Source organism: Cyclobacterium xiamenense (genome assembly GCF_009467825.1).
Taxonomy (GTDB): domain Bacteria; phylum Bacteroidota; class Bacteroidia; order Cytophagales; family Cyclobacteriaceae; genus Cyclobacterium; species Cyclobacterium xiamenense.
In genome coordinates this window covers 86,808-108,003 of the sequence record NZ_WIOK01000002.1, presented here as the reverse complement: position 1 = coordinate 108,003, position 21,196 = coordinate 86,808, and the positions used below count along the sequence as shown (strand labels likewise).

Annotated in this window: 15 protein-coding genes; 9 read left to right on the top strand and 6 right to left on the bottom strand. The window is 45.5% G+C overall.

The genetic code is table 11. The features are described 5' to 3' along the window. The first annotated feature begins 276 nt into the window (after positions 1-276). The 4 genes from nrfH (at position 277) to ccsA (ending at position 6,935) form a co-directional block, all read left to right on the top strand. Entirely contained in the window at positions 277-909 is a 633-nt protein-coding gene (gene nrfH / locus GCU44_RS01885) for a cytochrome c nitrite reductase small subunit (RefSeq protein ID WP_206670797.1), read from the top strand. Positions 910-920: 11 nt separating this feature from the next. Further along, positions 921-2,414: an ammonia-forming cytochrome c nitrite reductase gene (gene nrfA / locus GCU44_RS01880; RefSeq protein WP_154853029.1), complete on the top strand. Its 1,494-nt coding sequence runs from the start codon at positions 921-923 to the stop codon at positions 2,412-2,414. A gap of 64 nt (positions 2,415-2,478) precedes the next feature. After that, positions 2,479-3,801: an alginate export family protein gene (locus GCU44_RS01875; protein ID WP_154853026.1), complete on the top strand. Its 1,323-nt coding sequence runs from the start codon at positions 2,479-2,481 to the stop codon at positions 3,799-3,801. A gap of 11 nt (positions 3,802-3,812) precedes the next feature. After that, a complete protein-coding gene (gene ccsA, locus GCU44_RS01870) occupies positions 3,813-6,935 on the top strand; it encodes a cytochrome c biogenesis protein (protein WP_154853023.1) in 3,123 nt (1,040 codons plus the stop codon). Here the strand turns inward: ccsA and GCU44_RS01865 are convergent. Next, on the bottom strand, positions 6,925-7,557 hold the full coding sequence (locus GCU44_RS01865) for a hypothetical protein (RefSeq protein ID WP_154853020.1): 633 nt from the start codon (positions 7,555-7,557) through the stop codon (positions 6,925-6,927). The genes ccsA and GCU44_RS01865 overlap by 11 nt on opposite strands. Before the next feature lie 463 nt (positions 7,558-8,020). On the opposite strand from GCU44_RS01865, the gene GCU44_RS01860 reads away from it, so the two are divergent. After that, positions 8,021-8,584, top strand: a complete 564-nt coding sequence (locus GCU44_RS01860; RefSeq protein WP_154853017.1) for a hypothetical protein — start codon at positions 8,021-8,023, stop codon at positions 8,582-8,584. Positions 8,585-8,710: 126 nt separating this feature from the next. Here GCU44_RS01860 and GCU44_RS01855 read toward each other — a convergent pair whose 3' ends face one another. Together GCU44_RS01855 and GCU44_RS01850 are read right to left on the bottom strand one after the other, a co-directional pair. Continuing rightward, positions 8,711-9,349 carry a porin family protein gene (locus GCU44_RS01855; RefSeq protein WP_154853014.1) on the bottom strand — a complete coding sequence of 213 codons (639 nt, stop codon included), beginning with the start codon at positions 9,347-9,349 and terminating at the stop codon, positions 8,711-8,713. A gap of 62 nt (positions 9,350-9,411) precedes the next feature. Continuing rightward, the gene (locus GCU44_RS01850; RefSeq protein WP_154853011.1) at positions 9,412-10,602 is read right to left on the bottom strand and encodes a T9SS type A sorting domain-containing protein; all 1,191 of its coding nucleotides are present in this window, start codon (positions 10,600-10,602) and stop codon (positions 9,412-9,414) included. A 367-nt stretch (positions 10,603-10,969) separates the two neighbouring features. On the opposite strand from GCU44_RS01850, the gene GCU44_RS01845 reads away from it, so the two are divergent. The 4 genes from GCU44_RS01845 (at position 10,970) to GCU44_RS01830 (ending at position 16,908) form a co-directional block, all read left to right on the top strand. Further along, on the top strand, positions 10,970-14,026 hold the full coding sequence (locus GCU44_RS01845) for an Eco57I restriction-modification methylase domain-containing protein (RefSeq protein WP_154853008.1): 3,057 nt from the start codon (positions 10,970-10,972) through the stop codon (positions 14,024-14,026). Next, a complete protein-coding gene (locus GCU44_RS01840; protein WP_154853005.1) occupies positions 14,023-15,300 on the top strand; it encodes an ApeA N-terminal domain 1-containing protein in 1,278 nt (425 codons plus the stop codon). The genes GCU44_RS01845 and GCU44_RS01840 overlap by 4 nt, the downstream gene beginning before the upstream one ends. Positions 15,301-15,535: 235 nt before the next feature. Continuing rightward, entirely contained in the window at positions 15,536-16,042 is a 507-nt protein-coding gene (locus GCU44_RS01835) for a hypothetical protein (RefSeq protein WP_154853002.1), read from the top strand. 383 nt (positions 16,043-16,425) lie between these two features. Then, positions 16,426-16,908 carry a hypothetical protein gene (locus GCU44_RS01830; RefSeq protein WP_154852999.1) on the top strand — a complete coding sequence of 161 codons (483 nt, stop codon included), beginning with the start codon at positions 16,426-16,428 and terminating at the stop codon, positions 16,906-16,908. Between the two features lie 1,576 nt (positions 16,909-18,484). On the opposite strand, the gene GCU44_RS01820 is transcribed toward GCU44_RS01830, so the two are convergent. The 3 genes from GCU44_RS01820 to GCU44_RS01810 are packed head-to-tail and all read right to left on the bottom strand — an operon-like array spanning position 18,485 to position 21,192. Then, entirely contained in the window at positions 18,485-19,252 is a 768-nt protein-coding gene (locus GCU44_RS01820) for an ABC transporter permease (protein WP_154852993.1), read from the bottom strand. Next, positions 19,245-19,964: an ABC transporter ATP-binding protein gene (locus tag GCU44_RS01815; protein ID WP_154852990.1), complete on the bottom strand. Its 720-nt coding sequence runs from the start codon at positions 19,962-19,964 to the stop codon at positions 19,245-19,247. The genes GCU44_RS01820 and GCU44_RS01815 overlap by 8 nt, the downstream gene beginning before the upstream one ends. Then, a complete protein-coding gene (locus tag GCU44_RS01810) occupies positions 19,951-21,192 on the bottom strand; it encodes a nitrous oxide reductase family maturation protein NosD (RefSeq protein ID WP_154852987.1) in 1,242 nt (413 codons plus the stop codon). Before GCU44_RS01810 ends, GCU44_RS01815 begins: the two co-directional genes overlap by 14 nt. Positions 21,193-21,196 lie beyond the last annotated feature (4 nt).

Sequence of the window (21,196 nt, the reverse complement as noted above, 5' to 3'; positions counted from 1 at the left end):
AAAAAAAGGATAAAATTTTTTTTAACGGAAAGTTAAGAAACAAAGAATTTTACTCGAAATATTACGCAACATATTGTTTATCAGTATATTAATCTAAATCGATCCGCTCATTTATTTTTGTCTCCTGTCACCTGGTTCGAATTTGACGAAAAGAAATTTGATTTTAGCGATGGATTGATTAAATTAAAACTTTATGATTATGCATAGAATAAGTAAGAAAGAACTTCTATCAAGGAGTTAAAATTGCTTTTAGGGACGAACAAATCTTTTTAACCAATGAAAATGGGATTGAAGATAAAACGGTTTTTGCTCCGATACAGTCTGGCTCCCCCACACAAGTGGCGACCTGCAGCCACCGTTCTTGTTGCAGTTTTTTTCGGGTTGGGTCTGTATCTCTTGCGGCTAAGCAATGCCGCTTCCTACCTCTCGGACGATCCCCAGGCCTGTGTCAACTGCCACATCATGACTCCGCAGTACATTACCTGGAACCACAGTTCCCACCGGGAAGTGGCGCACTGCAACGATTGCCACGTGCCTCAGGATAACATCGTAAACAAGTTTTATTTCAAAGCCAAAGATGGCCTGTACCACGCTTCGGTTTTTACGGCACGGGCAGAACCAGAGGTAATCAAGGCCCTGGGTCCTTCGATTGAAGTCATACAAAACAATTGCATCCGCTGTCACGAAACCCAGGTTACGGATGCGCGGCTGATGGGTTTTACAGCGGAGCATTTCGAAAATCGAACCGATCGGACCTGCTGGGAATGCCACCGGGAGGTACCGCATGGACGCGTTAAAAGCCTGTCGGCTACCGGACACCAGATTGAACCCATTCGTGCCCATGCGCCGGAGGACCTTTCCATCGTTCCTCCCTGGCTGGAAAACCTGATGAACAAAACCAACAAATAACCCCTGCAATTATGAAGAATTGGATACTTTTCGGACTTACAGTTGTCGTCGTCTTCCTCCTGGCCATGCTGGGGTATACCATCATGGACCGGAAAACGGAGGCCCGGTTTGCCTACCAGCCCAAGGTGCAGCTCGAAGGGATCGAACCCCGGGATTCGGTTTGGGGATTGAACTACCCGAGGCAATACCAATCCTATCAACGAACGGCAGACACGACCTTCAGCAGCCTGTATAATACCAGCGGTTCCCGGGATGTGCTGGCCGATAATCCAGAAATGGTGATTCTTTGGGCCGGGTACGGGTTCAGTAAGGATTACAGCCATCCCAGAGGACATGCCTACGCCGTAGAAGACATCCGAACGACTCTCCGTACAGGCGCACCCATGGAAGCAGGCGAAGGCCCCATGCCCAGTACCTGCTGGACCTGCAAAAGTCCGGATGTGCCCCGACTGATGAAGGAAATGGGCGTCTCGGATTATTACAGCCAGAAATTCTCCGATTTGGGTTCGGAGGTGATCAACCCCATTGGCTGCGCCGATTGTCACAACCCCGAAACGATGAACCTGACGATCACCCGACCTGCGCTGATCGAGGCCTACGAGGCCATGGGAAAAGACATCAATCAGGCGTCTCACCAGGAAATGCGTTCGCTGGTTTGCGCACAATGCCATGTGGAGTATTATTTTGATAAAACCAAAGAGGATGCTCCACAGGCGCAATACCTCACCTTTCCCTGGAAGGAGGGCATGGATGTGGAAGCCGTAACCGGCTATTACGACGCCATTGATTTTGCCGATTGGGTGCACCCGCTCAGTAAGGCCCGGATGCTAAAAGCGCAGCATCCGGATTACGAAATCTATTCGCTGGGGGTGCACGCCAAAAGAGGCGTGTCCTGTGCCGACTGCCACATGCCCTATAAGTCCGAAGGAGGGCAAAAATTTACCGACCACCATATCGGATCGCTTTTAAGCAATGTAGAAAACAGCTGCTTCGTCTGCCACCGGGAAAAAATAGACGACCTGGTAACGGATGTGTACGAAAGGCAACGGAAGATCAAGGAAGGGACGGGGTACTTGCAAACCCAACTCGCCAAAGCCCATATCGAAGCTGCCAAGGCCTGGGAACTCGGAGCAACCGAGCAGGATATGGAGGAAATTCTCACCGGTATCCGGCATGCCCAATGGCGTTGGGATTATTCCGTGGCTTCCCATGGAGCGGCGTTCCATGCACCGCTTGAAACCAGTCGGATCGTTACCTCCGCCACGGGCATCATTCAGGAAACGCGCATTGCCCTTACCCGTTTGCTGGGGAAATTGGGACATCCCGATCCGGTAGACATGCCAGACTTTACCGATAAATCGGCTTTGCAGGCCTACATCGGCCTGGATATGGAAGCCGAAACCAACGCCAAAGAGCAATTCCTGGAGGAGGTCGTGCCCCGTTGGCTGAAAGAGGGGAAGGAACGGGAGTCCCGAATGAATGTCACCCCTGTCAGCAACCGGTAAACGCTCCCTTTCCGATCATCCTTTTGCATGACCCAGTGCCTACCCAGCCTAGACCCTCTATTCTATGAAGAAGCCTATTCTCTTAATTTTCTTTTCCATTTTCGGATTTTTCCAATTTCCAGCCCTGCTGGCCCAGTTCACTCTGGACGGCCAATTGATCCAACGAGCCGAATACCGCAACGGCTTTGGCCGGCTGATTCACCAAACTGATTCGCCGGCGGGATTTATTGCCCAGCGCGCCCGAATCCAGGCCAGCTATAGAAGCGATGCGGTATCGTTTTACATGAGCGTTCAAGATATCCGCACCTGGGGAAATACCCCGCAGGTAAAGGCAAGCGATGGCTTCCTGTCGGTTCACGAGGCCTACGCCGAATTTACCCTGGGCGAATCCTGGCAAGTAAAGTTGGGACGTCAGGAGTTGAATTACGACAATTTCCGCTTTCTGGGAAACCTGGATTGGGCCTTGCAGGGAAGAGCCCACGACTTTGCCCTGGTCAAATACGAAAAAAACGAACAGAAATTACACCTGGGCGCAGGGTACAATCAGAACGGCCAAAGCCTTTCGGGAACCCTTTTTACCCTACCCAATCAATACAAGTTTGCCCAAATGGCCCGCTACGAAAACCGCTGGGATAACTGGCACCTGTCCCTTCTCTTCTGGAACGACGGAAGGCAGTATATCGAACGAAACAATGCCGGGGAAATCCTGCGCAGCGAAACCCAATTCCGGCAAACACTGGGCATTCCAAGCCTGAAGTACCAGGCTGGCAACACCCTCGTTAGTGGCTTCTACTACCAGCAATTGGGTAACTGGCAAAACGACCCGGTCCGCGCCTTTGACATCAACCTGCAAGTAATCCAAACCTTTCCGCTCGGACAGGCAGAAGGGCAAAGTTTCCGGCTGGGAGGAGGATTGGAAGTAATTAGCGGAACGCCCACAGATGACCGATCGGTAAACCGCTCATTTTCTCCCTTATACGGCACCAACCATTTGTACAACGGCTACATGGATCTGTTTTATGTGGGCGGAACCCATGAAAATTCCGTGGGGCTTGCCGATTATTACCTCAAGGGAAGGATGAGCTTTTCTCCCCGGTTTTTTGTACAACTGGACGGCCATTGGTTCAATAGTCAGGCGGATATCCGGAACGCAAACCAACCTACCGTACCGATGGATGCGCACCTGGGCAAGGAATTGGATTTGTCCGCCGGGTACCTTTTCAACGACACCGTCTCGCTTCAGGGGGGATACAGCCAGTTTTTTGCCACCGAAACGATGGAACATCTCCAAAACAACGGTCCCCTAAAAAGTAGCCAAAACTGGGCCTACCTCATGCTCATCGTCCGGCCCACTATGAAAAATAAATTTATAGGTATATTGCTTTAGTCCACTGTTTTATGGTCAGATTATTGGTTTCTACCAAAGTCACCCTGATTCTTTTTCTGCTGTTTGCAGGCGCCATGGCGGTTGCTACTTTTATCGAAAACGATCACGGCACCCAGGTCGCGCGGGCACGGGTGTACGAGGCCTGGTGGTTTGAACTCGTGATGGGCTGGATGGCCGTCAACTTTCTTGTTCATTTCAAAAAATACCGACTTTACCGGCTAGAAAAATGGCCAATTGGCCTGTTTCACCTGGCCTTTGTCTGCATCCTCCTCGGTGCGGGAATTACCCGGTATTTTAGTACCGAGGGAACGATGCGCATTCGGGAGGGAGAAGCATCCGGTATATTTTATTCGTCCAGAAATTACCTGCAACTCGAACATCCAAAACCCGGGGATTTTCATAAATTCGAAAAGGCCTTTCCCCTACTCACCGAATCGTTTAATCCAGAAGCGATGCAAGTGGCACTTCCGGATTTGCCCAGCCTTACCATCCGAATGGAGGCCTACCTGCCGGGTGCCAAAAAATCCTTTCAGCCCGGCACCCAGGATTACCTGGATATCGCGCTGGCCCAGGGATCCGGCAGAAAAGACTACCTGCTAAAAAAAGGCGAAACCCTCGCTCTGGGTAACCTATCCCTTGCAACCGATAGCCTGACATCGGCTCCCATTCGCCTCATCAAATCGGCGGAGGGATGGAAAATCACGTCGGCGGTTCACCTGCAAGTCATGGACATGGCCAGTCAGCAAATGCAGGTGCTGCACGAAGGAGAAACGCAGCCCCTACGCCTGCGTTCGCTTTACCAATGGGAAGAGGGCGCCTTTCTGGTAAAAAGTATCCACGAAGATGCGGACCTGCAGTACGTACAGGAAGAGGATCCGGAACTGGCCAAAAACCTGCCCGATGTGGTGCAATTGGCCGTCCTGGACGGGGAGGGTAGGGAATTGGTAAGCGGCTACCTTCCGTTGGTGCAAACCGAACCCCGCTGGCTCGCCTTTACCCACGAGGGGAATCCCTTTCGGCTTACGTTCGGCCCCAAGGCCATTTCCCTCCCCTTCAAACTCTACCTGAATGCATTTGAGTTGGAACGCTACCCAGGAAGCCAAAGCCCGGCCAGCTATGCTTCGGAAGTGATGGTTATGGAAAATGGGGAGGAATTCCCGTACCGGATTTTTATGAACAATGTATTGGACCACCGTGGGTATCGCTTCTACCAATCTTCCTACGATCAGGACGAAAAGGGAACGGTCCTGACCGTCAACCAGGACCGCCTCGGTACCTACACGACTTATTTGGGCTATTTCCTGCTGTTTTTGGGCATGCTGCTGACCCTTTTTGCCAAGGGTAGCCGGTTTCAACGGCTCAACCAAACGCTAAAACATAGGAATCGTAAATATAGCCTTCCCCTGCTTTTCCTGCTGCTCCCCGTCTTTGGAAGCATGGGCCAGGTGCTGCCAACGGCCATCCCGCAGGTGCCGAAGGAAAAGGCCGAGGCCTACGGCCAGTTGATTGTCCAGGACATCGACGGACGCATGAAGCCGCTCAATACCCTGGCCCTGGAAATTACCCGTAAACTAAGTGGAAAAACCCGTGTCACCCTACCCTTGGGCGCAGAAGAAGTCCACCTGACACCCGAACAGTTCTTGTTGGCGGTACAGCTTGATCCGGAGTTGTGCCAGCGGCTGGACCTGTTGAAAATCGACCCAAAAACCGCCGCCGGTGTATTCCAGCAGCTGGACGTAGCCCCGGCAGCTGCGCTCAGCTTCCTGGATTTTATAGACGAGGAGGGAAATTACCTGCTATACGAACGCGTAGAAGCCGCCAACCAACGCAAACCTGCCGAACGGTCCGATAGCGATAACGAATTGTTGAAAACCGACGAACGGTTCAATATTTTTTACGGATTGTTGACGGGCGATTTCCTGCGGCTCTATCCAAACAAGATCGATCCCAACGACACCTGGTTTACCAAAAATGAATCCCGACAGGGGTTTACCGCCGAAGATGCGCGTTTTGTGGAAAATATCGGAAACCTGTACCTGGCCGGGTTGAGGGAAGGCATGGAGACGGGTGATTGGAAAGCTGCGGACGAAGCCCTGGCCTACATGGACTTGTTTCAGCGGGAAGCCGGAAAGTCCGTGTACCCGGACGCCTCCCGGATTCGGGCCGAATTGCTCTACAACGAACTGAGTCTGGGTTCCCGTCTCTTCGCTCCCTTCTGGCTGCTGGGACTGGCCCTGCTGGTGCTGGGAATTGCCCGCTTGTTTTACCGGAGACCGTGGCTTGGAACCCTCTGGAAAGCAGGATTGATTCTCTCCTGGCTGGGGTGGGGAACCTTTACCTTCCACCTGGGCTTGCGCTGGTACATCGCCCAACACCCTCCCTGGACGGATGGCTTCGAAATGCTGGTATTTGTGGCCTGGGGAATTTTAGGTTTCAGTCTGCTATTTTCCGGTAAATCGCCCTTTACCGTACCCCTGGGCTTGCTGTTTTCTGGCACCCTGTTGTTTGTGGGATTCCTGGATTGGCTCAATCCGGAAATCACCAACCTAATGCCCGTGTTGCATTCTTACTGGCTAAAAATCCACGTGGCCATCATTGTGAGTGGCTATGCGCCGTTGGCCCTCGCTGCGCTGTTGGCCTTGCTTAGTTTACTGTTGATGGTATGTAAACCCAAATCACCCCGTCCGGAGTGGTGGAAAAGCCTGTTGGAAATACATGTCGTCAACGAACTGGCACTAACGATCGGCCTGTTTTTGTTGACGGTCGGCACCTTTTTGGGAGGCGTCTGGGCCAATGAGAGCTGGGGCAGGTACTGGGCCTGGGACCCAAAGGAAACCTGGGCCCTGATTTCCATCATGGTATACGCATTTGTGCTGCACCTACGGCTGGTGCCCGGGCTGAAAAATGCGCTGGTCTTTAACCTGGCAAGTCTGTGGGCCTTTAGCAGCATCGTCATGACCTCTTTTGGTGTCAATTATTACCTTTCCGGCCTGCACTCCTATGCCGCAGGGGATCCGGTACCGGTACCCAATTGGGTCTTTGTAGTCGTGGGAATACTGGTACTCATCTCGCTGGCCGCCATCCTTTCCTTTAGAAAATGGTCACGCAAGGAACGGAACGCGGTCATTGCCTGATGGTGCCGTGTACCTCCAGCCAATCCAGGCGGGAAGAGGCCGGGCTGCCGCCACCTGCCATCAGGTCGCTCATTCCAATTTTCTGCACCGCACTCAGATCGGGATCGGTTACTTTTGTGCCTTCCGTAATCCGCTCCATGTTTAGTTTTCTCCAGCCGATTTTATCCAGGTGGAAGGTGGACACCTGCCAATCGGCGCTTTCACTGCTACCTTCCTCGCTTACCAGCCAGGAACCGTCCGTGAGTTGTACCAAGACCCGCAAGTGTCGGAAACCGGACTGCCGGGTTTTCCAAATTACCTTACCGTTTCCGGTCAGATCCATGGCCAAACCATTTTTCAGGGCAAGGGCCATGGCCCAGTTTCCCTCACAGGTCCCCGACCAAATGTAAAAGGGATCATTGGGAATTTCCGGGTGGTTGCTTTTCTTTAGCTGCGTTTTTGCCGCCCCGTAGAGGTGCAGTTCCAGCTCCGGATGGGTAAGGTGCGCGGCCGTAACGGGAGTTTCGGCGGGGATTTCTTTCCAGTCCTCCCGGAAAATCAACCCTTCGGTTTGTCCTGCACCCAGCGTTCCGCTGAAGGCGGGTATCGTGGTAAGAAGAAGGTAGTAAACAAATGGTAGCATGGAGATAATGTGTTTGTTTTTCGAAATATCACCAATCTTTCCGGGTAAACCAACGCATCCATTTCCTATCTACGGGCAATGGTTGTCTCTGTCGTCCTACGTAGCATTCTGAGTTGTGCGAGAAAATACGCTTTTAGGCAGCAAAGGGGTTGACGCATCACCTGGTTTACCCATTCGGAGAAAGGATTGGCCGTTACGTACGTGGTGAAGCAGCAGCTTATCGATAATCCGATAAAAAATATCTGGATATTTCAGTATATTCGAATGGAATACCGATATGCCTAACGAGCACAAGGGCTGGAAATGGAATGGCTTGCATGTACTGGGACGGAATATTCCCACCACAAGTTAGAAAAGCAGCAAACGGGCTAAGGTAACGCTTGCAGCGCCACGCATACAAAGCGGATGTTGAGTAAACGCTACTAGATACCACGGATATCGTTGTATCCTACCGTCATAACCGATGAAAGAAGCAATTGAGAAACTTACGGAAAAAATTCCGGATATTTGGTTTGACTGGTATGCCCGATTGCTACCCGGCTGCCTTGCCATTTCCTTTTACCTGATTTCAAACGAAACACCCATGGATGCCGTTAGAGAAAACGCATGGGTGTTCCTTTTTTCGGGGTATTTGCTCGGGCACCTGATACAACCGATATCAAGTGGTTTGATTAACCTATTTTCGGACAGGATAAAAAAGAAAAAGGCAAAATTGGTTTCTAAAGCATACGCCGAATTTGTGGGATTTTTCAGTTTAGCCCTATTAACTGTGCTGCTGATCGTGATGGACTACGCAAAGGCAAAACAGCCGGAGTTCTTCCAGGTTGTAGCCGATACGTATTTTCTCGTACTGATTTTAGTACTATTAATCGTCGCCACCTTGAGCAGAAGAAACGCACTTTTACGAAAAATAGCCATCCATCAACCCGAAGAAAAGCCGGCTACTTCTCCAGCGGCAAAAGCCACTGGAGAACTAAAAGACGCTGAATCCAACGTTGAGAATAGTGGTGAAACAAGTAGCTCCTAAATCGTTGGATTTGATACTGGGGCCAGAAACCCAGCTGACAGCTCCAATCGTTTGCGCAGCAAAAACTACCTAAGTGGAAAGGTCATCATTGGTTTACTAGCCCTGTAGGGGCTGGACATTTTGTACTCAGAGATAATAGGTCAGATTCATCGACCAAACTCGGTGTACCCACCGGTCGGCCCCATAAAAAAGGGGAGTTGAATCAGGACCAAACATCCAATGATCTTTAATCAAAGGTGTCAGTCCATTATAATAGCGGACATCTACGACAATATGGCTGCCCAACCGATAGCCCAGACCCGCTAAGGCCCCTGCGTCCCACTGGCGGAGATGCTGGAGATTATTGGGAGAGTTATTATTATTATAAATGTAGGTTTCCTTGCTATTTACCAATAAACCAAACTTGCCACCTGCCTGGATAAACCATTCTTTTCCACCTGGACTGTACCGGAGTAAAACTGGAAGAGCCAGATAGTCGAAATTCGTGACGTATTTCCTGGCACTGCTCAGATCAAGACGTCTACCTTGTCGGCTGTATGACAATTCGCTTGTCAATGCAAAATTATCTGAAATTTTTTTAGTACCTGATATGCCTGCATTGTATTTCCAGAGCAGGTTGGAAACGTTCGTACTTGTTTTAATCTGATTTGCATTAACCCCGCCAGTAATGCCTATCCGGATACCAGTTTGCCCGTATCCGTTCAAGAAAGCACTCAAAAAAAGTACAGCGCCAATAAAAGCCACCACCTTAATTCTGTAATTCATGATCCGGTTAATTTATGATGAAAGGTCATTATTTTTCCATTTGTTTTTTAATCAATGGCTAATTATTCTATTATGATTTTTGTTTTTTGAATAGCAAGCTTTGATTTTTTATCAGGTATTGTATGAAGATAATAAATCCCTCGGGGTAAATCTGCTACATCCATCTCAATACTGTGATTTGTTTTAAAAGATTCTAGTGAATTGACCTCCTCTTGAGTCAGGTGCTTAACTGCTTTCATAGATTTTTCAGAATAAAGAATCACCTCAAAAGGAATGGAATAGGATGATTTACTGGTATTGAATTCTAAAGTTAGTAGGTTGGTAACAGGGTTTGGATAAACTGTTCGAAGTAGTCCACTGGCCGGAGGGATGTAAAAACAATAAGGTGTACCTGTTCCACATGAATTTGTGCCGGTTACACAAACCGTAGCTCCCTCTGTCGTGGTGATGTAACAGTCCTGAAGCTGTTGATTTAGTTGGGCAGTACCAGAAGAAACATAAAAGGTATAAGTTATTCCAGGCCCGGTTACACTTTGGCTGAATTGCCACATATTGGAATAGGAATCAAATAACCAATAATTAGGATTTGCTATGACCGGCGCACCTATATTTTCGGTTTTCGGGGTACTTTCTAAACTACTACAACCGGCAATAACAGCTTTAACAGAAAAGGATCCCGAAGAACCATTCGCGATAGTGACTGTACTGGATACTCCAGGCTGTTCCGTATAGCTATTACTCCCATTTACGGTGACCCCACCAGTTGTCTGCCAAACCAGGTTAATTGGTTTTGTGCTTTGAAAATCATAATTACTGATAGCCGTAAAACTACCCGAATTTCCCGCACAAACATTGGATCCTGCTGTAATAATTGGTTCAGGAGGCTTTTGTTGGATGTACACTCTCATTTTGTCACCAACGACAAATTGATAACCTACATCAACATGTCCATTTTGGCTGTTAGGATCCAAATTTAGTGTTTTTTGCAAGGAAGAAGGTGTATCGCTACTACTGAAATTGGCGGTAGTTTCTACCGATATTCCCAATACCCCCGAACCCGTAAAAACCGGATCTATTACTATTGTAGTACTTGTTTTACTGCATTCGATGTATGCTGTGTCACCATCGTTGTACCAGGTACCATCTACATTAACCCTCGGAGGAACCGGGTCAACACTTGGAGGTTTAGTGGCAAATACACTGTTTGTAAGCAAAAACAAAGGTACATTTACGAAGTAGAAAGATTTTCTCACGGGATAAATTGTTAAATAAAAAATACTATTTTATTTAAAATTAGCAAGTTTAAATTAAATATGCAATCAAAATAGGTATTTTAAATAAAGGTTAGTTAAAAAAAATATAGATTAGTTTAATTTTTTCGCCTAAATAAACAAAATTCCGATATCACAATATCGATTTACTTGGGATATACTGAAAGGTTGCAGTATTTTCTTGAACCAACAATTATATTTTTGGTGCCTTCCCTTCCATTCTGTTAATTTCAGTCGCTTTCCTGTTAAAAATTTCAATAATTTTTCCCATTGGTTTACCTAAAACCATCATTCTTTCTATTTTTAGGAAACGTTTCATTTTAGCTTTCCGATCATCAATCTTTTTTGAATGGCGCTATTCCAAAATTCCGTACGAAAAAAATACCTTGCCGCCCAGGACAATCTCCCCATCAAAGAGGCCTTTGAAGCTTACAGGGCCTATTTTCACAATCCCAGGATTCATGGCAATATCCGGGCATCCAAGGAAGAACAGTTTCAGGAGGGCTTTCTCCGGGAGCTCTTTGTCAATATCCTGGGCTTTACCATCAATCCCAATCCGGATTATAACCTGACCACGGAACTCAAAAACACCAAGGACGCCAAAAAGACCGATGGAGCAATCCTTCGTGATGGAAATGCCCTCGCTGTGATCGAACTGAAAGGGACCGATACCAAAGACCTGGAAAAAATCCGGGACCAGGCCTTCAACTACAAAAACAACCAGCCCGAATGCCGCTATGTCATTACCAGCAACTTCGAAAAGCTGCGCTTTTACATCGACAATGCTGTAGACTTCGTGGAGTTCAATGTTTTTGGCATGCAATGGGAGGATTTCCAGCTTTTCTGGCTGCTCCTCCAAAAGGACAACCTGCTCCGCGATCTGCCCAAAAAGCTCAAAGAGGAATCCCTGCTCGTGGAAGAGCAGATTACCAAACAGCTTTATGCCGATTACTCCTCCTTCAAGCAGCAACTCTGGCAGGACATGGTGGCCAAAAATCCCGGACAGGATGAACTGGAACTCTATAAAAAAAGCCAAAAGCTGCTGGACCGCTTTCTGTTTATCTTTTTTGCGGAGGACAAGGGATTATTGCCGCCCAATTCCATCATGGAGATCGTGGGGCAGTGGCATAAACTGAGCGAACTGGATGAATACCGGCCGCTTTACGATCGGTTCAAAAAATACTTCGGCTACCTGAACACGGGACGTGTGCAGCCTGGCAAAGCCGAAATCCATGCTTATAATGGAGGACTATTCGCCCCGGACCCCGTTTTAGAGGCACTCAAAATATCGGATGATGTTCTCGAAAAGCACGTTAAGAAACTGACGGAATACGATTTTGAATCCGAAGTAGATACCAATATCCTGGGGCATATCTTCGAGCACAGTCTGAACGATATCGAGAATGTCCGTGCCCAGCTGGCCGGTGAGCTGGTAGATAAGTCCAAAACCAAACGCAAGCGGGACGGTGTCTTCTATACCCCCAAGTACATCACCAAATACATCGTGGACAATACCCTTTGCAGGCTGTGTAAGGAGAAAAAAGACGAACTGGCCCTTATTGATGAGGATTTTGCCGAGGGCAAGCGGGGCAGGCAGAAGAAAACCATACAGAAGCTCAAGGAAAAACTGGATACCTATCGTGCCTGGCTGCTACAGCTCACCATCTGTGATCCGGCCTGTGGTTCCGGTGCCTTTCTGAATCAGGTACTGGAATTCCTGATGGCCGAGCACCGCTACGTGGACGAACTCGAAGCCCAACTCTTTGACTCACCCATGATCCTGCCCAATGTGGAAAACCACATCCTCGAAAACAACATCTTCGGCGTGGACATCAACGAGGAATCGGTAGAGATCGCCCGCCTCTCCCTCTGGCTGCGCACGGCGAAGAAAGGCCGCAAACTCAGCAGCCTCAATGCCAATATCAAAGTTGGCAACTCCTTGATCGACGACCCCGCCGTAGCCGGAGACCTGGCCTTTAACTGGCAGGAGCAGTTTCCACAGGTCTTTGCCAAGGGAGGGTTTGATGTGGTGGTAGGGAATCCGCCTTATGTTCAGTCCCATGCTTTAGATGAGGGGACGAAACAGTTTATTTATAAAAACTTTAAAACTGCGGAGTATCAAATAAATACCTATGCCGTATTTATGGAAAGAATATTGAGTATTCTCCATGATAGTGCCTATTATAGTGTAATTATCCCAAATTATTGGTTGTCCACGCAAAACGATTCAAAATTAAGGAAGCAAATGTTTCTTGATAACAGGTGTTTAGAAATTTTGAATGTTTTCAGCGTATTTGAAGATGCAACGGTGGATACTGTTATTTTAACAGGTGAAAAAAATTCGACTCCGAAATTTCCTAAGAGAACCAATTTCATATCCATAAGAAAGAATCTAAAATCCATTTCAGAAAGATTAAATCAACTGGCAGAAAAAAATTGGTTTAGCGAAAAATGGGTAGAATTTTCAGGTCCGGATTTATCTACCTTCCTTTCGTTTGAAGCCGCTTTAACTTTGATTGGTGAATATAAAATCTCTGATTTTTTAATCGGCTATCAGGGAGCTAAAACATATGAAAAAGGAAAGGGTACACCCGTTCAAACCAGAGAAATGATGAATAACAAAATTTATCATTCAGATACAAAGCTAGACGATTCCTACCTTCCACTGATTGGAGCAGGGAATGTTCAAAGATACCTATTAAAGCCAAATAAAGAATTCATTAAATATGGGGCTAATTTGGCTGCACCTAGAAACCTAGATATTTTTATCAAGCCTAGATTATTGGTGAACCGAATTTTGTCAAAAGAAAAGATTGATTTAACCTATGAAGACGAGCCTCTTGTCAATAATACTGATGTTTTTAATTTCTTAGCTTTACCTGGTAAGAAAAACTTTCTAAAGCCTATTCTGGCAATTTTAGCAAGTAGCGTTTGCTCGACTTATTTTCGAAATTCTAATGTGAATCTTTCAAGAGCAGCATTTCCTAAGCTGAATGTTAATAATTTAATGAGTTTTGTGGTGCCATACCTGCCGGAAAATTTCACAATTATTGTAACCCATTTAGTAGATGATTTATTAAGGAATAAAAAATCGTTATTTAATTTCGAATCAGATTTTTTAAAACTTTTGGTAGCCAAACTTTCTATCGAAAAACCCAATACAAAACTCCAAAACTGGTCTTCCTTAGATTTTAAGGGGTTTTTGGGAGAGCTGAAAAAGGCCAAGGTCAAGTTAAGTCTATCGGAAGAAGCCGAATGGATGGCCTATTTTAACGAACAAAAAGCCAAAGCCAAGGACCTACAGGCCGAAATCACCCGCATCGATCAGGAAATCGATCGGCTGGTGTACGAGTTGTATGGCTTGACGGAGGAGGAAATACGAATTGTGGAAGGGGGTGACGGGTGAAAAAAAAGAAAGTTTTTAAGGGATTTTGGTGGTTGCCTGAAAGGCCTAAAAAATTAATACCTGGTACTGTCAACTTTGATCCTCAAGGGAAAATAGTTCTTGAATTGATTGGTAATCTTCACGAAGATGAGAATTTATTAATTTTTCATAGTAAAAGGAGGGCTGAATTGATTTATGGTATTGATTCATCACATGTTAAAATTAGTCTTCTTTACTGTTCCGTAACAAATCACGATAAATCTTATAGATCAAACTTTTCATTAACTACATATAGGATACAATTTATATTATATGGAATTCATCTTTTAAATATCAATGAGAAAATTTTTTATAAATTAAATTTCAATACAGATAAGCTTAATAAATGGTTCTTAAGAAGTAATTATAAAAACTCATACACATTTAATTCTAATAATCAAATTAGTAAGTTTTCCATTTCATATGATAGTTCTGTTGATAAATTTTTATTTAATGTTCAAATTGATAATAATTTTAGCATAGAAATATTAAGTAATAGTTGGCAGAACGAAAATGAGTTTGATGATATTAGTATTCATCAAATTTATTTAATAAAAATATCTACTATTAAGGCTATTACCTTTTTTGAATTTCTTGAAAAAGCTGAAAGATTAAATTTATTTTTTGAATTAGCATTTGCATCAAAAGTGAGCTTTATCAATCTGTCTATATTTAACTTTCAAAATAATCAAGAAGAATTAAAGAATGAATCCATCACTGTATATTATAATAGAGTTAGTTTTTTAAGAGAAAATGCACAGTATGATAGACCAATTTTTAATTTTCAAATGATTGAAAAAAAATTTGATAAAATATTGTGTAATTGGATGGAGATTGATTCTAAATTGCTGCCCATTTTAAATTATTTGGTTAAAAGCTTTCAAAACGATTATTTTTTTGACCCTAGCAATTTTATGATTGTAGTAAATGCTTTGGAAGGGTTTCACAGAAGATTTAGGGATAAAAAAGAAAATAAAGATAAAGTTGAAATTCCATTAAAGGATAGATTAAATTCGCTAGTGAATGAGTTTAATTCAATTAGAAATTTCAAAAGGCTAAAATTTAATACCTTCTTAATTAGTAGAAATAGACATTATTATTCTCACTTTTATGAAAAAGATTTCAAATATTTATACGAGATGCAAGATTTGATTAACATAACCTTTGATTTAAGAAAATTATTATATTGTTGTGTTTTAAGAGAAATTGGATTTGATGACGAGTTGTTGAATATGATTAATTTGGAATTATTGTGAATTATAACTAAAATATGATTTTATTCCACATACTTTTTTATTAATATTATCTAATTTTAAAAAATAGTCATATATTTATCCTATTTAAATATGATATTCTCTGATGAAATGGAATTTATTTGAATACTTTTAGCTTGGTTATTAATAGAGAAAAAATGTTTTTTTTAATAGCATAGTAATTTTATTTTTATTATTTTTAAGGTATTGACAGAATGTTTAATAATAATTATTTGTTATGGTTACAGATTTTATTAATATCGGATTAATTTTGATTCTTATAATGAGTAATCTTTTGATTTATCGAATTCAAAATAAGCGAATTGCTTCTTTAGAAAACACATCAACTAAATTAAGAGATTTGCTTGATGGACAAAGTAAAATTATTTCTGATTTCGAAAGGTATAAATCCTTATTTGATATTGAGGATTTTGAAAAAAGACTAAAATTGAAGCTTGATAATCAAGCATTGGATTTGCAAAAGAAGTTTGATTTAAAGTCAAAGGAAATTATCGATATTACTCTTAAATCAGTGCAAGAAAAAATAATGGAAACAGAAGGAACTCTTTTCAAAGGGTGGGAGGAATTGTGCCAAATTGCTATCAGTGTAATAATGAAAGAATTTCCAAAAATTGAAGATAAACAGAAGCGCGATTCTCATATTCGTAAATTTTATCCTTTAAATTCCATTTATTTTATAGGATTTATTGATGATCATTTTTTTTCAAATAACAAAAAGGTTTAATATTTAAACTTTATTTTAAATTTACCTTTTCAATAATTTAAGGTGTGCAGCCTACGGTAAAGGGAGGGAATCGTTTGATTTAGTCTTAAAAGGGTGGGATATTTTCTTGAGTCAGGCTTTTGAATTGGTCTTTCCTAAGAAAAGTTCGAGGTTTTAAATTTTTTTTATTGTTAGTCCCAGCACATATTTTCAATTTGGTTTATCATTATATGGGCCGTATATTTTCGATTTTGCGGAATAAACCCAGATTTTTGAAGACCAGAAAATTTCGGTTTCTTTTCAAACCAACTTTTTAATAACTTTCACCCGCAATAATTTGCATTTGAAACTATAAAAATGTATTTTCATTCTGTTTTTATTGTTTCACTTTAAATTTATCTAGTATGAGTACCAAAAACACCATTTCTATCGAGATTCCTGAGGCGGAGTTGGCAACGATCAGGGAAACCTTAAACACACTTAAAACCAGCTTGGGCCCTTACCTGCTCGCCCTTACCCCTTCTGAGCGGCGGACAGTACCCAAGATGAGTGACGGCACCCTTCCCTTCGTGGAAAAAGCCATGGAATATGCACGGGAAGACGGACAGTTTTTGCCGCCTTATGTCGAGATCACTGAATTGGAAAAGGACTGGAATGCCGTCAAAACCCTGATGCCCGTGCTTCGGGATTTGCAGCAACTGGTAAGTAACCTGAATGACTCGGTAACGATGGCCGGCTCCGAGGCCTATGTAGGGGCACTTAGCTATTACAATTCTGTGAAGTATGGTGCCAAAATAAATGTAGCCGATGCCAAGACGATTTACGAGGACCTAAGGCAGCGCTTTGCCCGATCATCCTCCCCAACAACCAACGGATCGGAACTGTAAAAAAAGAAAAGCTGCTTATGTCACCTTCACCTCATTGACGGGTGCAGTTGGAACCTTCCTGACTGCACCCTTTCTTTTTAAAGCTCACTTTTGGTATCCGGGTACTTCCTAGCTGGGGTAGACCCCTTCCAAACCCCGACGCACGGGTTCCCAGCTACCACGTTTCGATTCGGAAACCCAACCATCCACCGCTACCATCCACCGGTCGACCTATTTTATCCAAGGTGGCACCTTTGCAGCGAAACCATCCGCCTACCAGGTGCAACAGCCCGCCAAAAACAGACAACGATTTACCTAAAAATCGAAACGTTGAATAAAATAAACTGACACGCCGAGTTCCGAACGCCGTGATCGGAGCTCTGAAGCACCCATTTTTCACCATCCAGCAAAAATTCCGGAAAAAATGTCAGACTTTTTGTTCTCGAACCAAAAGCCTTGTCCGTTTTTAGTGAAAATCTGCGGGTTTGCCGTTCAAAAGCCGACTTCCGAACCGCAGCGTTGAATATTTTATAGTCAAGCCTGTCAGTTTTCGGTCGACGCGTGTCAGTTTTTGGTTCAGGGGTGCCGATAGGAAGTCCCCGCCTGGGGTTCGGAAGTACCCCGGCGGGCTTGCGAAGTCCCCCTCCCGGGCAGAGCGAATGTCATCATTGGTTTGCCAGCCCTGTAGGGGAGGGATATTCCTGCACATGTGCGTAGGATATGCAAAAATAGTTCGCCCCTACAGGGCTTGGGAGACCGGGGACGAATCGTTCACAGGGCTGCACCGGGTGCTGGGGTGTTTCGCGCTTTCAGCGCTTGGGATTATCTATAGAGCGGGTATTTGGTACTGTTTACTATTCAGGTTTCCGGTAAACGACCGGCTCTTGCTCCCAACTTGTCTTGCCTAATTTCAGCCCTGAAAGGGCGGCATCTCCCAGCGATGGGTGCAGCCCATCGTGGAAAGGTCATCATTGGTTTGCTAGCCCTGTAGAGGCGGGATAGGTTCTTGCACTCCGGCATGGGGGGTTGGCAAAAATGTTTCGCCCCTACAGGGCTTGGGATCCGTTTATCTATTTTTTCACAGGGCTGCACCCTGCGCTGGGGTGTTTCGCGCTTTCAGCGCTCGGGATTATCTATAGAGCGGGTATTTGGTACTGTTTACTATTCAGGTATCCGGTAAACGATCGGCTATCGCTCCCAACTTGTCTTGCCTAATTTTAGCCCTGAAAGGGCGACATCTCCCAGCGATGGGTGCAGCCCATCGTGGAAAGGTCATCATTGGTTTACTAGCCCTGTAGGGGCGGGATAGGTTCCTGCAAACCGGCGTGACGATAGAAAAAAATAGTTCGCCCCTACAGGGCCTGAGAGGCCGGGGATGAATCGTTCACAGATCTGCAACGGGTGCTGGGGTGTTTCGCGCTTTCAGCGCTTGGTTGTCGAAGGTTGATGGACCTGGTGCAACATTTAGTGATACGGTGAGATAATCCTCCATCGCTTCTCCATTTCCAGGAATGAGCGGGAGATTTGCTTGAACCTGCAGCATCAACTGAAAATTAGGAACGGTATAAAAAGGAGCGGAAACGCCGCCCGGGATCCCTCACAAATCTTTTCGGATAAACCAACGAATGGAAAGCGAAAAGGGTACCAGGGCCCAAAGCAACAACAGCACCAAAACAAGTGCTTTTCCCCAGTTTTCGGTAAATACCTGTTGAAAAACGGCCCCGCTGTACCCCATCAGGGCGGCAGCATCTGTCTGCATCAGGACCAGAATCCTTCCCAAATCCAGGGGGTTCAAAAAGCTAATGTACAAGACAAATTTTTCGATGGGGTACGCGTTGAAATTGTACATCAACAGCAGCACCAATCCATCAAATAGCAACACAAAATAAACCCAAATCAATAGGGAAAACCCCATACCTTTGGTCCGGTCAGCGGCCCAGATGGCCATCAGCAAGGCCAGGCCGATGAAAATAAGGTTCCATAAACTGCCGGTAAGCAACAGTAAGAGAGCAGGTCCCCCGGCATTTGAAAAAAACAGCGGCAGGCCCAGCCCCAGCAGGTACACCCCGGTGAATACCAGGGAAAGGCTGCAATAAAAAGCGATCAACAAGGTACGTCTGGCCAGCGGCTGCGCGTGAAGCAGCAACAAAAATTCGTACATGTTGTAAAAATAAATGATCGAAAAGACCAGACAGACCAGGGGAACGACCAAAATACTGATGTTCAATAGCGCGAGTAGTGTCTTTTCTCCCTGGCCCTGAAGGCTGATCAGCCCAAATCCCGTTAGCCAAAGAAACAACAGGTACAAAAGAATGGCTTTATTTTTACTAAGATCGGTCACTAAAAACCGAATGATTTTACCCATGATTTAGCTGTTTTCGTAAAAATTTTGCGATCATCGCATTCAACCGGTTTTCGGAGGTTTCTGCCTGCAAATCAGCCAGCGGTTTATCAAATAGCACCTTGCCTTCCACCAGGTAAACCAAGCGGCTGGCAATATCGTCCAGGTCGTTCAGCACATGCGAGGTGATGAGCACCAGTTTGTTTTCCTCGTGAATGGTTTTCTGCAATTTTTCTTTCACTACTTCGTTTGAAACCGGGTCCAGGCCGGCGGTGGGTTCGTCCAGGACCAATACGTCGGGACGAAACAAGAACGCCAACGCTGCACTTACTTTCTGACGCATGCCACCGGACAGGAACCCCATTTTTTTTTCGTAAAGTGACTCGATCTCAAACGCTTCAAAAAGATCCAGGTCGTAGCCCGTTTGGTCGGAGCGAATGGATTTCATGAGGACAAATAGGTCCTTCACCTTCATTTGTTCAGGGAAACGCGAAATTTGGGGCATGTATCCCATGCTTTTCCGGTAGGCGCTTTGTTGGTAAATGTCCGCTCCGTTATACTGGATCTGGCCGGGTTGCACGGTATTTAGCCCCAGCAGGCATTTAATCAAGGTGGTCTTGCCCGAACCGTTGGGGCCGATCAGTGCCAGCCCCTCTCCCGCCGAAAAGTGCAGATCTATGCCCTTCAATACTTCCTGCCGGCCAAAATTTTTCTTCAGTTGGTTAATCAAGATCATACGGATGCATTTGGGGTTGGGAATCGATCAGTTGCTCGGGGATAAATTGCGGAAACATGCGTTCTGCCACCTCCAGGCTGTGAACTAAAAAACTATGCAACAACATGTGGGCAGCAGGGACCTTGTCGGTGATGAGGGCAAAGAGATTTAGGGGCCGGTGCGGCAGGTCTCCCACACCGTCTTTGTCCATATCGTATCCGGCATACTGACTCCAGTAGTTGCCCGCAAACTGGTTCAGGTTCGTTTTGGAATTGGTCAACACCTCAAAGGTATTTCCGATAAAATTATTCTCCAGGATGCGGTTGTCCATGCTATTGCCTTTCATGTCCATGGCCTTTCCGTTGTTTTCCAGCTGATTTTCGGAGATCGTTAGCCGATTGGCTCCTTCAGCGTAGATACCCACGGTGTTGGAGCGAAAGCGATTGCGGTGAATGGTGCCGTCAGAAATCTCCTTCAGTAGCAATCCGTAACTGGCACCTCCCCAGTTGTCCAAAAATTCGTTGTTTTCCATGTGTATGCGGTTGCTAAACATGACCGCCACCCCGGATCCATTGTGCTGAAACACGTTGCTTTCGTACCGATCGTCGTTGGAAAACATAAAATGCAGCCCATAGCGCATGTTTTGGATGCTGCGGTTGTGCGTAATCACACTTTCGTCAACAAACTCAAAATAAATGCCGTCCCGGTGCTGACTCAGCGTATTATGGCTCACCCGGATCCGTTCTCCCTGCCAGATGTGGATTGCATTTCCGGCTTTTGACTCTTCTTCCGCCGCACCGGTGATGGTATTCCCGTGAAGGACACAATCGGTGGATTTTTGCAGGTAAATCCCAAAAAAGGTGTTGAGTAGCCGGTTGTTTCGGATGGTCACGTTTGAAACCCGGTTTAATCGGATGGCTGCGCGATCTTTCAGGTAACTTACCCCCACATTCTTTACGGTTAGGTTTTCCAGGCTGACGCTATCGGAAACGATCACAAAGATTTCATCGCCCATTTGCCCGTCAACGACCGTACCTGCCTCTCCGATAAGTACCACTGGTTTATCGATCAGGATGGCATTTTCCCGGTAAATGCCTTTGCTGAGAAAAAGGGTATCGTGTGGAACTGCCTCCTGAATGGCGCGGGCGATCACCGCTCCTTCGCCCGGGTGGATAACCCGGGTTTGCGCACCGACCATTCCGAGTTGCATGAAAATTACCGCCAAGAAAATGAGCTTCCATCCGTTCATAAAT